The sequence below is a fragment of the Brachybacterium sp. UMB0905 genome (assembly GCF_002871795.1).
Classification (GTDB): domain Bacteria; phylum Actinomycetota; class Actinomycetes; order Actinomycetales; family Dermabacteraceae; genus Brachybacterium.
Map to the genome: position 1 here is coordinate 1 of NZ_PNHL01000015.1, position 13,284 is coordinate 13,284.

Below are 13,284 nucleotides of genomic sequence, written 5' to 3' on the forward strand. Positions count from 1 at the left end.
GACCAGGCCAAAACCGAAGAACACGCAGATCAAGCCCAAGCAGCTTGATCAACCGTCAACAACTTGCGGGCAAGCCCATGTGGGGTCGGTGGTGGTTGTAGTGGTGCAACCAGCCATCGAGCTCACCGCGGCGCTCCGTCTCGGAGGTGTAGCAGCGGGCGTAAGCCCAGCCGTCGGCCAGGGTGCGGTGGAAGCGTTCGATCTTCCCGTTGGTCTGCGGCCGATACGGCCTGGTCCGCTTGTGCCGGATGCCCAGTTCGGCGCAGGTGTCGCGCCACAGGTGTGAGCGGTAGGCGCCGCCGTTGTCGGACAGGACGCCCTCGACCGTGACACCGCGGGCGTTGAACCACTCGACAGCCCGGACCAGCACGGCGGTGGCGGTGAGGGCGGTTTCGTCGTCGTGCACTTCGGCGTAGGCGACGCGGGAGTGGTCGTCGATGACGGTGTGGACATAGGCCTTGCCCATGAGCGGATCCCGGTACTTGTTGCGGGGCTTGTCGGGTGTGGCGGCGCGGTTGCGCGCGCCTTGTTGCCGACCGACGTAGCGCCAGCCCCCGCCGTCGGGGATGTTGCCGAGCCTCTTCACGTCGACGTGCAGCATGGCGCCGGGGTAGTCGTGTTCGTAGCGGCGGACTGGCTCCCTGGTGGCGCGGTCGACGTGGGAGAGCCGGTTCAGGCGCGCGTCGGTCAGGATCCGGTGGACCGTGGACCGAGCGATGCCGAGCCGGCAAGACAGCTGCACGGGTCCTTCGCGCAGACGCAGGCGAAGCTGAATACAGCGCCTGGTGGTCGTCTGGCTGGTCTTGTTCGGGGACTGGTGCGGGCGTGAGGACCGGTCCTGCATGGACTGGCCGGCCCGGTAGCGGTCGGCCCAGCGTTTCACGGTCGGCCACGAGACTTGGAAGCGGGCAGCAACCTCACTGACCGGCCAGCCCTCGTCTACGACCAGACGCGCGACGATCCGTCTGTGGCGCGGGGTCAATGCTGCATTCGCATGGGACATGGTTTCTCCGAACGTCGCACTGGGGCCCGGCCATACGGCCGGGCCCCAGTGGTAGGCATGTGCGATCTGAATCAGTGCGACTGAGGCGCACTGGCGGGCTGGCTCAGCCGAATCTGGTTGCCGAACGGGTCACGGATGGCCATGTCGACGCCGTAGGGCTGCTCTGCTGGCTCTTGGGTGATCTCTGCGCCTGCCGCCTTCAACCTCTCGAAATCGGCCTGGATGTCGTCGGTGTGAAGGATGATCCAGTGGGCACCTTTTTCCGTGATGTGAGTCACCGAGCGTGCAGTTTCTACATCGATCGGAGGCGGTCCGGGCTTTTGGAGCATCAGTTCGCGCTCGGGGCGGCCCGGCAGGCACACGGTAAGCCAGCGCATCGGTCCTAGGTCCGCGTCTGTATGGACCTCGAACCCGAGCACGCGGGTGTAGTAGTCCAGCGCGACATCCTGATCGTTGACAAACAGGGGCGTGATGGCGATGTCAGTGATCATGTGGCTCACGCTAGGTGGCCGCGCTGGCATCTGGCTTCTCCAAAATCACTGCGCTTCCGTGGTGCCCCCGTGCAGGTTCACTTGCGTGGGACGGCCATTGGCCATGATCCAACAGCCCGGCGCCAGCGGCAGTGGGCCGAGAGCGCGGTGTTGAAGTGGGGAATGTCCCATCAGCTTGGTGAAGGTTCGGGTGAAGGTGCCCAGCGACTCGTACCCGACCTCGTGCGCAATGTCGGTGACCGATCGTGAAGTGGAGCGCAAGAGCGTGCCAGCGCGCTCGATGCGTCGGCGGTACAGGTACTGGTGCGGCGTCTCCCCGAAGGTGAGTTTGAACTGGCGCAGGAAGTGGCTTGGTGACAGATGTGCGATCGTGGCGAGCTCAGCGACGTCGAGGGGCTCGTTGAAGTGGCGGTCCATGACGTCACGCGTTCGCAGGAGCGTTCGCGTCCTCGACTCCGTCGCCATGTAAGCAGTCACCTCCTTGTAGACCCGATCATGCCGTGTGCTCGCTGGCAAAGCCGCAACTTGGCGGCCCCTCCTGGCTTGAAACCCGAGCTGGGGCTCGATCAACGTCTCCGGTCAGTACATCTAACCGTCCACCGAACCCGTTGCTAGCATTGCTATCAGGAGGTGGTGCAGATGGGCACGTTGACGATCCGCAACGTCGATGAACCGACGCATGATCTGCTGCGCGCTCGGGCAGCCCGGAACGGACGCTCCGTCGAGGCAGAGGTGCGCACGATCCTGTCCGACACCGTGAATGCTCCTCAGCAGAACCTGCTGCTCCAGCTGCATGAGCTGCTGCTCGAGGAACTTGGCACCGCGCCCGACAGCGGCCATCACGTCGACATCGCCGAACTCGAGATCCCGGAGCGCACGGAACTGCCCCGGGACCTGGCGTTGCCGTGATCATCGCCGACACGAACGTGGTCAGCGAGTTCATGCGGCCACGCCCCGATCCGGCCGTCCTTCACTGGGCGCGCTCGGTGGGGACGGACGAGCTGCATATCAGTGTGATCACCGTGCAAGAGATCCAGTACGGCGTGGAGTCCTTGCCCGCCGGTCAGCGCCGAGCTCAACTCACGCGCGCTTGGGAACGGATGCTGGATCTCTTCGAGCGTCGCACGCTGGCCTTCGATAACGACTCTGCCCAGTACACGGCCCGGATTCTCGCGCAGGCCCGTTCGCAGGGTCGGCCGATGAGTGTGCTCGACGCCCAGATCGTCGGTACCTGTGTGGCGCATGGCGCAGCACTGGCCACGCGCAATACCCGGGACTTCACCGGCGTTGACGGCCTGCGGCTCATCGACCCGTTCGCGACGCCGTCGGCTGGCGGCCGTTAGCCCAGCACAGCGGCACAGCCGTCAGCCCAGCATCACCCCCGGCACTGCGAACGCGCCCACCACGGCTGCGAGCGTCACGCCCACGACGAGCAGGTCCAGACCCCGCACCTGCAGGTACGCCAGCCGCAGCTCGCGTCCGCGGGGATCACTCGCCCCGTAGGTGAAGCCGCGGGTCTCGAGCGCTTCCACGGTGGTGCGCACGTTCTTGGCGGTGTTCAGCATGATCGGGTAGAACGCGGTGACGGCGAGGACGCACCACTGCAGCACCACCCGCCAGCCGAACAGTCCGGGCTTGTCCACCGGGGCGTGCCGCAGCCGCTGCCCCTCGAACACGGTCACGTACTCGTCCACGAGGATCGGCAGCATCCGGTAGCCGTAGGAGACACCGAAGGCCAGCAGGTCGGGGGCGCGGAACCACAGCAGGGCATCGGAGAGCTTCTCCGGGTCCAGGGACACGAACGCTGCCATCGATGCCATGGACACCGCGCCGAGCTTGAGGTTCAGCTCTGCGAGCGCCCACAGGGTCTCGAGGTTCCCGCCGAAGAACAGCGCGGCGATGAACAGGCCGACGATGTTGCTGAGCAGCCCGAACAGGAACAGCCCCAGCACGAGCGGTCCCACGCGCGCGAGGATCACCGCGAGCACGCCGATGCCGAACAGGCCCGCGAGCACCATCGGGTCGTGTGTGAGCCACGGGGCGATAGCCATGACCAGGTACCAGGCGAGCACCATGCGCGGGTCCATGCGGGCGAACAGGCCGCCGCGCGTGGAGTAGGCGGTGCGCAGCAGCTCCAGCCGCACCCAGTCCACGCTGAGCACGTCGCGGGTCTTGCGGGCCATCAGCGTTCCTCCCCCAGTGTCTCGGGCGGCAGCCACGCCATGAGCTCCGCAGCGGTCAACGGCAGGGGCTCCAGCCCCAGGTCGAGGGCCACGCGTGCGGCCTGCGGTGGGATGAGCCGGGCCTGCCCGGTGGTCTCGGAGCGGGTGAACAGCTCGCGCGGGGTGGTGTCGGCGAGCACTCGCCCCTGATCCAGGACGATGACGCGGCTGGCCCAGGTGGCCACAAGCTCCATGTCGTGCGTGGCGACGAGGGCGCAGCGCACGGTGTCGGAGAGGGCCTCGAGCATCGCGGTGACATCGCCGCGGGAGCGGATGTCCAGGCTGGAGGTCGGTTCGTCCAGCAGCAGGAGGCTGGGCCGCATGGCCAGGCCGATGCCGAGGGTGGCGCGGCGCTGCTGCCCGCCGGAGAGGGTGCGCCCATCGCGCTCGGCGAGCTTAGTGAGGCCCACGTCGGCGATGATCCGTTCGACGATCTGCTCGGCGTCGGGCACCTGGCGGCCGCGGGGGAACAGGGCGATGTCCTCGCGCACGCTGTCCTTGAGGAACATCTGCTGGGGGTGCTGGTACAGGTAGGAGACGTGGTCGGCCATCCGCGCGGCGGAGCGGGAGCGGGTGTCGATGCCGCTGACGGTGACGGTGCCCTGGCGAGGGACGATGAGGCCGGTCAGCAGTTTCATGAGGGTGGTCTTGCCGGCCCCGTTGGTGCCGACCAGCGCGATTCGCTCCCCCGCATGCAGCTTCAGGGAGAGGTCATCGAGGACGGTGGAGAGCTCGCCGCCGACGGACCGGTATCCGTGGGTGACGCCCTCGACCGCGGCGACGACCTCCGTGCTCGGGGCAAGCTCGGCGGGGCGCTGCTCCCCGTCGGCCCCCTTCATCTCACCCCGCGGTGCGGTCCGCACATGCTTTCGCAGAGCCCCGACGGCGCCGGCGACGTCCAGGGCCACGGGGTCCGCGCCGACGGCGGCGCTCAGCGCCACCACATCGGGGGCGGGGATGCCGTGGGCGGCAAGGTCGGCGTGGCGGTTCATGGCCTCTTGGACGGGCAGGTGCCACACGGGCGCCCCGTCGGCCATGAGCACGACGGTTCTCGCGAACTCGGCGATGAATTCGGCGTGGTGCTCGATCGTGATCACGGTGATGCCGTGGCGTTCGTTGAGGTCACGCAGGCGCAGGTAGATCTCGCGGGCGCGGGCGGGGTCGAGCTCCGCGACGGGTTCGTCGACGACGATCACCTCGGGCCGCAGGGCGAGGACAGCGGCGAGGGCCACCAGGTGGGCCTGCCCGCCGGAGAGCTGCCACACGAACTTCTCGCGCAGATGGGAGATGCCGAGCTGGGCGAGGGCCTCCTCGGTGCGTTCGCGGTAGTCGGCGTGCCCGAAGTTCAGGGGCCCGAAGGCGACCTCATCGCGCACAGTGGGACGCACCAGCTGGTTCTGGAAGTCCTGGTAGACGTAGCCGACGTGGCTGGACAGCTCGGCGACGGAGGATTCCCAGGTGTCCACACCGTCCACGTGGACGCTGCCGGCGAAGTCGCCGTTCCAATAGTGGGGCACCAGGCCGTTGAAGGTCTTGCACAGGGTGGTTTTGGCGGAACCGTTGCCGCCGACCACCGCCACGAAGTCACCGCGCTCGATGGTGAGGTCCACATTGCGCAGGGTGTCGCGGTCGGTGCCGGGATAGCGGAAGGACAGGTCCTTCACGACGATCGCGGGCGGACGCGGCGCCTCGGGAGCGGGCTGGGCATCGGGCGTGGTCATGGTCGTGGCGGCGGCCGGGGCAGCGGTGTACACGGGGGCTCCTGGCGGGGTCAGCGCCTCAGCGCTGGTCCTGGGTGTCGGCGGCGGTGCGGGAGAGGCGGAACAGCAGGATCGCCACGATCAGCACCACGGCGATGGCCGCCACGGACACGAGGATGAACCAGTTGCCGAACTGGTCCAGGAAGTCCGGCTCCCAGGCCCCGGCCGAGAGGTCGAATGCCTCCAGGAACGCGAAGCCGAAGGACGCGATGGACAGCAGCACCGCGAAGCCGACGAACATCGCGGTCTTAGGGGCTTCGCCGGGGATCGGCTCACCGGGGACGCGCGGGCGCATGCCCATGAGCGGCTCGATCTTGCCGTGCAGGGCGGGGATCAGCCACAGGGCGGGGATGGCGCCCAGCAGGATCCCGGACATGATGACGTCCACCCCGAGCCCCAGGGCCTCCAGGGCGAGGACGGATTCGGGCAGACCCTCGACGTACTCGGCCTCCTCCACGCCGATCCACACCTTGGCGAGGTCCACAACGGCGGAGAGGATCTTGTCCACGAGCACGAGCACCACGGCGCCCACGAAGATCTGACCCTTCGAGCGCGGGTTGCGGATCAGGGAGCCGGCGATGTAGATCGCCAGGAACATCTGCAGGAAGCCTTCGATCTCGGCGAGACCGGAGAAGTCGCCCATGAGCAGGTCGGTGAACACGATCTCGCCGAGCGGTGCGCCGAGAGCGGCCCAGAACGGGGAGAACAGGGCGGCGATCGTCAGGGGCACGAACACCAGGTAGGAGACGGAGACGTCGACGGGGCCGATGGACAGGTCGGGGATGATCTCCAGGATGATGTTCGACAGCCCGAACAGGGACATCGACAGCACGAAGATCATGAGCTTCTGCGAGGTGGACAGCTCCACGCTGCGCACGCCGTCGACGGCGCCGCGCAGGGTGCCGCGGCGCTCATCGCGCGGGGTTTCGGGGGTGGCCTGGGGTGTCTGGGTGGTCATGGCGGGTCCTTCCGGGTCCGAAGGGGATGCGAGGTCGGGCAAGATGGGTGGTGTCGGGGTCGGGTGGTGTCGGGGTCAGCGGGCGTCGGGGTCAGCGGGCGTCGGGAACTGGGATGTCGAGGCGGGCGGCGAGCAGGTCGATGACCTCGTCGGGGCGGTCCAGGATGTGGTCGGCGTGCCCAGCGGCGAGGGCAGCGTCGAGCGCGTCGTCGCTGTCTTTCCCGCCGCGCAGCAGGCAGATGGTGCCGATGCCGGCCTCGCGAGCGCCGCGACCGTCGTTCAGCGCCTTGTCGCCGACGTAGAGGACGTCGGCGCGGTCGGTCTCGAGACCGGCAAGGGCGGCCTCGAAGATCTCTCCGCCGGGTTTGCGCACGCCGATCTCGTCGGAGTAGGCGGCGGGTCCGATGAGGTCGGCGATGCCGTAGCGCTCGAGGGTGGCGCGTACGCCGCGGCCGGAGATGGTGTTGGAGACGATGCCGACGACGATGCCGTGCTCATGCGCCCAGCGGATCAGCTCGAGCGCTCCCGCGCGTGGGCGGGGATGGTTCTTGATCCGGTGCAGCAGGTGGGAGAGCTCGGGGGCTTCGAGGCGCAGGGCGGCGCGGAGGGGGTCGGGCAGTCTGGCGCCGATGAGATCGCCCCACAGGGTCGCGGGGGCGATCTCGCGGTGGCGGCGGCCGGGCTCGGCGTCGGCGTCGCGGCTGCGTTTGACGGCGCGGAACAGCTCCCAGCCCTCACGCATGGCCTGCTCGGCGGTGTCCTGGCCGATCGGGTGGCCGATGGCGCGCGAGATCTCCACGATCCGCGCGCCGATCACGCGGTCGCGCTCGGGGTTGGGGGTGGAGGTGGTGATCACGCCGCCGTGATCCAGCAGCAGGGCGGGGTGGCGCGGTGCGCTGCCGCGGGCCGAGGCCGACAGGTTAGCTGCGGTCTGGGCCGTCTCCCCCGGTGCGGCTCCGCCTGCCGTCTGCGGGGCGCTGGACCCGTCGGCCTGGTCGAGAGCTGCGCGCAGGTGGTCGAGCAGCCCCTCGGGGGTCTCGAGCACCAGGTCGGGGCGGTCGGTGATGGGGAAGGGCGGGGTATCGGTGCGGCGGTCACGGGTGATGATCACAGCGCCCACATCGGCCCGGCGACCGGCCACGACGTCGCGGTCCAGCGTGTCCCCCACATACCAGGCCTCTTCGGGCCGCACCCCGAGGGCGCCGGTGGCCAGGCGGATCATGTCCGGGTGGGGTTTACGGATCCCCACCTCGTCGGAATAGATCTGCACGCCGAAATACTCAGCCAAGCCCGCGTCGGCGAGGATGCGGCGGTGGGCGCGGCCGGAGTGGGCGTTGGAGACGATCGCGCAGGGGATGCCGTGCTCACGGGCGGTGGCCAGCAGCTCGGGCACACCGGGGCGCACGTGATGGTCGGCCACCAGGATCGCCATCTCGGCGAGGATCGCCTGGGCATCCAGGGCGAGGGCGGCGCGGGCCGGGGCGGGCAGGTCGCTGAGCAGGAAGTCGGTGAGGATCTCGGCGGAGGCGAGCTCACGCGGGGCCAGACGGCGCGAGGCAGCGTTCTTCCACAGCGACAGGGCGGCGCGGCCCGTGCGCAGGGAGGATTCGACGAGCGCGGGATCGAGCGCGAGCCCGGCGGCGCGGGCCCGTCGGACCAGGGACTGGGTGAGCTCCCGCGCCCAGCTGATGCGCTTGGCGGTGGTGACCACGACGCCGCCGAAATCCAGCAGCAGCGCACGCGGCGCAGGGAGCACCGGGCCCGCCCCCGCCGCCGTGGGCTCCACGGACAGCGGAGTGCGGGCGAGCTCGAGGGGGTGCTCGGGCTGCGGGCTGCGGGGTGCAGTGGTCACGGCGCTCCATCCGGTCTTGGGGCCCGCGGTCCGGGCCGTCACGGCCACGCTAGGGAGCCCATGACGAGGCGTGATGAACGACGGGTGAACCCGTCATCACGCCTTGGCCGCTTTTACTGAAACTGTTCAGCTGCGCAGGTGAGAAGGGATGCATCGGGCTCCGCACCGTGATGGGGTGGGGCATATGGGTCCCTCTGCACCGCGTGTCCGGCTGGCCGATGTGGCGCGTGCTGCCGGGGTGTCCTCAGCCGCGGCCTCGCTGGCGCTGAACGATCGGCCGGGGGTGAGCACCTCGACCCGGCGCCGGGTCCAGGCGGCCGCGCGGGAGCTCGGATACCGACGGATCGGGCGCGGCAGCGGACTGATCGGGGTGCTGCCCACGGACCTCGGGAATCCGTACCACACGGATGTGATCGCCGGGATCGAGGAGTTCGCCGAACGGGCGGGACTGGGAGTGGTCATCGCGCATGGTCGGCGCGACCGGGAGCATCTCGAACGGCAGCTGAAGCGGCTGCTGGACCTGGGGGTGGACGGGGTCATCGCGGTGACCACGTGGCTGAGCCCGGCCGCGCTCGAGCAGGCCGGTGACCTCGTGCCCACGGTCGTGATCGGGAGGATGCAGGACACCGTGCCGGGAACCGACACGGTGCGCGGGCGCGACGGCGAGGGGGCGGCCCTCGCGGTGCGTCACCTGGTCACGAGCGGCCACCGCCGTCTCGCGCACGTCACCCTGTCCACACGGCCCGGCCCAGCCCAGCGCCGGGCCGGGTTTTTGGCCGCGGCCGAGCAGATGGGGCTGCGTGAGCAGGTACAGGTGGTGGGGCCGGAAGAGTTCGAGGAGGGGGTCGACCTGCTGCTGCGTGCCCTACGGCGGGGCGACCCCGATGCCGTCACCGGGGTGTTCGCCGCCAACGACATCACGGCCGTGCGGGTACTGCACCGCGCGGCCGACGCCGGGGTCGCGGTGCCGGAGCAGCTGAGCATCATCGGCTACGACTCCTCGGCCGTGGCGCTGACCGTGCGCCCGCACCTGAGCAGCGTCAACCAGCCACGGCAGGAGATGGGCCGGGTGGCCGCGCGGATGCTCGTGGAGCGGATGGAGGGGCGCACGAGCGACGCCATCAGCGACGTGGAACCGGTGCTGCACCTGCGCGAGTCCACCGGGACCGGGCCGGCGCTGCGGGCGTCGGTTCCACGAACGGCACTCTCCTGACCGGTCGCGTGCCATATGCAGGCGGCCGGTCACCTGAGTACCGTCCGTGGACGTGACCGCTCGGGCACCGGGGCGAAGTCCGAGCAGGTCGGCGGGATATCGGACGGCTCGGCCTGCCGCCGCCTCGCTGCGGGCCCACCGATGTGACCTGCGCCCGACGGGTTCGCGCGCACCTGGCGCGTCAGGTAGGCTGTTCAGTGCTCTCATCGAGCGCTGGAGGATTCGCCTAGCGGCCTATGGCGCACGCCTGGAACGCGTGTTGGGTTAACGCCCTCGGGGGTTCAAATCCCCCATCCTCCGCCGATTTTCGGCCCCTGACCTTCGGCTTCGCTGCAGGGCAGGGGTCGATTCGCGTGCGGGCACCGATGCCATCTCGCAACCTGCCCCGCCCTCCCTTCCTGGTCAGGGGTCGATATCCTGCCGGAGCAACGGCGATGAAGCGGCCGCGCGGCACGAGTGCACGTGAGCGCGGCATGAGTGCACAGGCGGGAGGGGATGGCATGAGCAACAGCGGATGGGGCCCGCCTCCCGCGCCGCCCCGTCGGCCCTGGGCGCTGATCACCGTTGCGGCCGGCTGCATCCTCGCGCTGCTGCTCGCCGTGGTCGGCGGTGTGGGTGTGCTGGTGCTGCGGGAGACCGCGGCCACCACCGCCGGGGAGACGAGCACCACCACGTCCGCGGATGCCCCATCACCGAGCCCGACCACCACGCCGCCCACGCCGGAGCCTCCCGCGGAGCCGTTCCATGTGCTGCGGCGCGGCGAGGATCCCCCGGAAGATCTCGAGACGCTGTGGGCGGCGATGGCGGACAATCCCCTGACCCAGGGGGACCTGCCCGGCTCCTCCACGTGCGAGCTGCCCGACACCCCTGTTGATGCAGACCTCGAGCAGGTCCAGGAGCTCGCCACGGCGGCAGCCTCCTGCCTGAACCGCATCTATTCCTCCGCCGCCTCGGACCGCGGCCTGCGCTGGGCACCAGCTCGTGTGGTGGTCACCAAGCAAGGCGAGCGCCCCGCCTCGGAATGCGACTGGGGCGAGGGCGAGGACAGCGACCGCACCATGGTGTGCATGATCGATGCGACGATCAGCTTCCCGCTCGGCGCGGATCTGGGCGTCGATGACGTGTCCGATGAGGACTATCCGGCCCTCGTGCTGTGGAGCATCGCGGCGCATTTCCCCGCGCTCTTCATGTTCACCTCCACCCTGGCCTACTACTACTTTGACCTTGTGGATGCTGAGGGGGAGGACAGCGAGAAGGGTCAGGAGGCGATGCGCCGGTACACGAGCCAGTCAGTGTGCCTGGCCTCGCTCGCGGTGGATCGTCTGCCGCGCGAGGTCCGCCCCTCCCCGGACCTGCGCTCGGCACTGGAAGACCCTGCGACCTGGGATCCGGACCGGAGCACCACAGTCCTCGCCCCGGAATCACGGGCACGATGGATCAGCAAGGGTTTCGGGGGCGAGGGAAAGCTCAGCACCTGCAACAGCTGGTCCGCCCCCGCGGAGCAGGTGGCCTGAGGGGTGCGGCCCCGTCGGCCCTACCCCCGGACCCCCGACGACTGGTGCGTCACCCAGATGCTCAGCTGCGCGCCCGTCAGCCCCGTCGGTCCCCGATCCGGGTGTGTCACCGACCTGTGACCATCGCGGCGCACGTCCGCTCCCGCCGCTATGACCAGCGGGATATCCTTCCCTCAGGTCGTGGGCCGACGGGGAGGGGACAGCGTGAGCAGCAACGGGTATAGGCCGCAGTCGGGTGGCCCGCCGCGGGCCTGCGGGATCGGCACGGGCCTGGATTCTGGCAGCGAGACGAGCGCCTGTACCACCTGGACCGCTCCGGCCGAGCAGACCACCTGACGAGCACCGAGCTGACGCCCCCGCACCGCATCTCACCGGCCGCAGGAGCAGGAGGATGATGAACACCAGGCCCGACGGCGCCGCCGAGCATGAGGATCCCGCGGACGACGACACCGTCGTGCGGCCGAGTGCGGGCTATCACGCCGAGCCCGGAGCGGGTCGCGGCCTCGACGAGGACACCGTGGTGCGCGCACCCAGGACCGATGCCGGGAGCACCAGCGTCGCGCCGACGGACGATCCGACGCTCGAGCGTCCTGCACCGATCACCGATGGCGCCGGGGATCCCGACGGTGATCTGGAGCCGACGGTGCTGCGTCGGCGCGTGGATCTCGATCAGACGCTTGTGCTCGACGAGTCCGCTTTCGCGCCCGATGAGGAGACGCTGCGCCGCCCGGCCAGCGCGCCGACCCCCGCCCCGGCGCCCGAGCCCGGGGACGGGTTCATCGACCAGGTGCCGCTGGGAGACCCCGGATCAGGAGCCCAGGCCTCGCCGCCGGCGATGGAGTTCCTCCATCCGAAGGAGCCGACGGAGGCTGCACCGGCGGAACAGGGGACGCCGTCGACGCCCGCCGAGCGCATGCCGGACACTGCGCCGATCCAGCGCTTCGACGTGCGGCCCCGCTTCGAGGTGCCGCAGACCCCGCCGGTGCTGCCGCCGCAGGAGGATCTGCCCACGGATGACACCCCGCCGTCGGCCTCGGCGCCGCCGCGCCCCGCGGCCTTAAGTCCCGGCGCTGCAGGCGCGGCCACCGGGGCTGTCGGCGGCGCGGGGTATGCCGGGGCGGGACCCTCCCCCGTCGGCCCTCAGTACTCCCCCGCCGGCCCGCCCAGCGCTGCCGGCCAGCACAGTCCCGTCAGCTCCGGCCCCACCCCAGCCTCACCAGCGCCATCGGCTGCCTCCCCATCGGCTCCCTCCCCCGCGTGGCCGCCCGGGGTGGATGCGACCGGCGGGCGGCGTCGGCCGCGGTTCCTCGTGCCGGCGCTCGCGGCGGGCTGCGTGCTGCTGCTGGTGCTGATGATCGGCGGCGGCCTGACCGCTGTGTATCTGCGCGGCGGGGAGCTCGGCGAACCGGTCGCCACCCAGGCCCCGTCGCAGGGACCCGCCGAGACGGAGCCCGGCGTGTGGGCGCCGCTCGGTGAGGGCACCGTGCCTGGGGGTGATGCCGCGGATCTGCGGCAGGTCCTCATCGAGAACCCGCTGGTGAGTGCACGGCTGCCGGTGCCCGCGCAGTGCCAGCTGCCGGAGGCGGACGCGGGCTTGGTGCCCGCCGATGACCTGCCCACCTACCTCGAGGCGGGCATGGCGTGCCTGGCGACGACCTGGCGAGATGCGCTCGCAACCCAGGACGTGACCCTGCCGAACCTCTCGGTGGAGGTGTTCACGGCTGATGCTCCGCCCGCGAACTCCGCTTGTCCCGCCGACCGTTTCACCGGTGATGCGCCCGTGGCCTGCACCGATGATGAGACCGTGTATTGGCCCGCCACCTGGGATCCGGGGTTCTCGAACGCCTCCGCGGAGGAGGTGCCGCAGCTGTACATGTGGCACCTGTCCTACTCCACCGCGATCCTGGTGATGAACGCGCTGAGCCTGGACGGCTACTACGCGGCGCTGCTGGTCGCGCTCGGCGATGACCAGGCCGGGGCAGAGGAGGCGCAGCGGCGCTACAACCTGCAGCTGTCCTGCATGGCCTCCGCCGCTGCGTTCCAGCTGCCGCAGGGGGTGCGGCCGACGGGCCGGGTCGAGCAGTTCGTCACCTCCGACGCCGCGCAGGCCGAACCGGCGAGCGCCGGTGACCCCTCGCGCCAGTCCCGGGCCGCGTGGGTTGGGGCCGGGCGCGATGCCCGCGGCTTCCTCAGCGAATGCGCGACCTGGAGCGCGGACGCCGAGCAGGTCAGCTGACCCGCCCGGCGCCCGCCGCGCAGCTCAGCCCAGCT

Annotated in this window: 13 protein-coding genes and 1 tRNA gene; 7 read left to right on the forward strand and 7 right to left on the reverse strand. The window is 70.2% G+C overall.

The features are described from left to right. Positions 1–55: 55 nt before the first annotated feature. The 3 genes from CJ197_RS12650 to CJ197_RS12660 all read right to left on the reverse strand — a co-directional run bounded on the left by CJ197_RS12650 (position 56) and on the right by CJ197_RS12660 (position 1,911). Positions 56–1,003 carry an IS481 family transposase gene (locus CJ197_RS12650; protein WP_102237107.1) on the reverse strand — a complete coding sequence of 316 codons (948 nt, stop codon included), beginning with the start codon at positions 1,001–1,003 and terminating at the stop codon, positions 56–58. A gap of 71 nt (positions 1,004–1,074) precedes the next feature. Further along, positions 1,075–1,494 (reverse strand): VOC family protein, encoded by a 420-nt coding sequence (locus CJ197_RS12655; RefSeq protein WP_102237108.1) that lies wholly within the window; start codon positions 1,492–1,494, stop codon positions 1,075–1,077. A gap of 45 nt (positions 1,495–1,539) precedes the next feature. After that, on the reverse strand, positions 1,540–1,911 hold the full coding sequence (locus tag CJ197_RS12660) for a helix-turn-helix domain-containing protein (protein WP_199173932.1): 372 nt from the start codon (positions 1,909–1,911) through the stop codon (positions 1,540–1,542). A 222-nt stretch (positions 1,912–2,133) separates the two neighbouring features. Between CJ197_RS12660 and CJ197_RS12665 the strand changes: the two genes are divergently transcribed. Both CJ197_RS12665 and CJ197_RS12670 read left to right on the forward strand, forming a co-directional pair. After that, on the forward strand, positions 2,134–2,403 hold the full coding sequence (locus tag CJ197_RS12665) for a toxin-antitoxin system antitoxin subunit (protein ID WP_102237110.1): 270 nt from the start codon (positions 2,134–2,136) through the stop codon (positions 2,401–2,403). Beyond that, positions 2,400–2,837 (forward strand): type II toxin-antitoxin system VapC family toxin, encoded by a 438-nt coding sequence (locus CJ197_RS12670; protein WP_102237111.1) that lies wholly within the window; start codon positions 2,400–2,402, stop codon positions 2,835–2,837. Before CJ197_RS12665 ends, CJ197_RS12670 begins: the two co-directional genes overlap by 4 nt. A gap of 21 nt (positions 2,838–2,858) precedes the next feature. On the opposite strand, the gene CJ197_RS12675 is transcribed toward CJ197_RS12670, so the two are convergent. The 4 genes from CJ197_RS12675 to CJ197_RS12690 form a co-directional block, all read right to left on the reverse strand. Then, positions 2,859–3,677, reverse strand: a complete 819-nt coding sequence (locus CJ197_RS12675; RefSeq protein WP_102237112.1) for an energy-coupling factor transporter transmembrane protein EcfT — start codon at positions 3,675–3,677, stop codon at positions 2,859–2,861. Next, positions 3,677–5,437, reverse strand: a complete 1,761-nt coding sequence (locus CJ197_RS12680; RefSeq protein ID WP_102237153.1) for an ABC transporter ATP-binding protein — start codon at positions 5,435–5,437, stop codon at positions 3,677–3,679. Before CJ197_RS12680 ends, CJ197_RS12675 begins: the two co-directional genes overlap by 1 nt. A gap of 58 nt (positions 5,438–5,495) precedes the next feature. Beyond that, the gene (locus tag CJ197_RS12685) at positions 5,496–6,434 is read right to left on the reverse strand and encodes a cell division protein FtsQ (RefSeq protein WP_102237113.1); all 939 of its coding nucleotides are present in this window, start codon (positions 6,432–6,434) and stop codon (positions 5,496–5,498) included. Positions 6,435–6,525: 91 nt separating this feature from the next. Next, the gene (locus CJ197_RS12690; RefSeq protein WP_102237114.1) at positions 6,526–8,286 is read right to left on the reverse strand and encodes an HAD family hydrolase; all 1,761 of its coding nucleotides are present in this window, start codon (positions 8,284–8,286) and stop codon (positions 6,526–6,528) included. 184 nt (positions 8,287–8,470) lie between these two features. On the opposite strand from CJ197_RS12690, the gene CJ197_RS12695 reads away from it, so the two are divergent. The 5 genes from CJ197_RS12695 (at position 8,471) to CJ197_RS15635 (ending at position 13,249) form a co-directional block, all read left to right on the forward strand. Further along, the gene (locus CJ197_RS12695; protein ID WP_102237115.1) at positions 8,471–9,499 is read left to right on the forward strand and encodes a LacI family DNA-binding transcriptional regulator; all 1,029 of its coding nucleotides are present in this window, start codon (positions 8,471–8,473) and stop codon (positions 9,497–9,499) included. Positions 9,500–9,714: 215 nt separating this feature from the next. Continuing rightward, positions 9,715–9,799: transfer RNA gene (locus CJ197_RS12700), tRNA-Ser, on the forward strand. 200 nt (positions 9,800–9,999) lie between these two features. Then, positions 10,000–11,013, forward strand: a complete 1,014-nt coding sequence (locus tag CJ197_RS12705) for a hypothetical protein (protein WP_102237116.1) — start codon at positions 10,000–10,002, stop codon at positions 11,011–11,013. Between the two features lie 204 nt (positions 11,014–11,217). Then, entirely contained in the window at positions 11,218–11,349 is a 132-nt protein-coding gene (locus CJ197_RS15775) for a hypothetical protein (protein ID WP_255407885.1), read from the forward strand. A gap of 58 nt (positions 11,350–11,407) precedes the next feature. Further along, the gene (locus CJ197_RS15635; protein ID WP_233190948.1) at positions 11,408–13,249 is read left to right on the forward strand and encodes a hypothetical protein; all 1,842 of its coding nucleotides are present in this window, start codon (positions 11,408–11,410) and stop codon (positions 13,247–13,249) included. Positions 13,250–13,284: the final 35 nt, after the last annotated feature.

Coding starts and splice junctions, on each gene's coding strand:
- CJ197_RS12695 (WP_102237115.1), top strand. CDS start 8,471: ATGGGTCCCTCTGCACCGCGTGTCCGGCTGGCCGATGTGGCGCGTGCT.
- CJ197_RS12660 (WP_199173932.1), bottom strand. CDS start 1,911: ATGGACCGCCACTTCAACGAGCCCCTCGACGTCGCTGAGCTCGCCACG.
- CJ197_RS12665 (WP_102237110.1), top strand. CDS start 2,134: ATGGGCACGTTGACGATCCGCAACGTCGATGAACCGACGCATGATCTG.
- CJ197_RS12675 (WP_102237112.1), bottom strand. CDS start 3,677: ATGGCCCGCAAGACCCGCGACGTGCTCAGCGTGGACTGGGTGCGGCTG.
- CJ197_RS12705 (WP_102237116.1), top strand. CDS start 10,000: ATGAGCAACAGCGGATGGGGCCCGCCTCCCGCGCCGCCCCGTCGGCCC.
- CJ197_RS12650 (WP_102237107.1), bottom strand. CDS start 1,003: ATGTCCCATGCGAATGCAGCATTGACCCCGCGCCACAGACGGATCGTC.
- CJ197_RS12685 (WP_102237113.1), bottom strand. CDS start 6,434: ATGACCACCCAGACACCCCAGGCCACCCCCGAAACCCCGCGCGATGAG.
- CJ197_RS15635 (WP_233190948.1), top strand. CDS start 11,408: ATGAACACCAGGCCCGACGGCGCCGCCGAGCATGAGGATCCCGCGGAC.
- CJ197_RS12655 (WP_102237108.1), bottom strand. CDS start 1,494: ATGATCACTGACATCGCCATCACGCCCCTGTTTGTCAACGATCAGGAT.
- CJ197_RS12680 (WP_102237153.1), bottom strand. CDS start 5,437: ATGACCACGCCCGATGCCCAGCCCGCTCCCGAGGCGCCGCGTCCGCCC.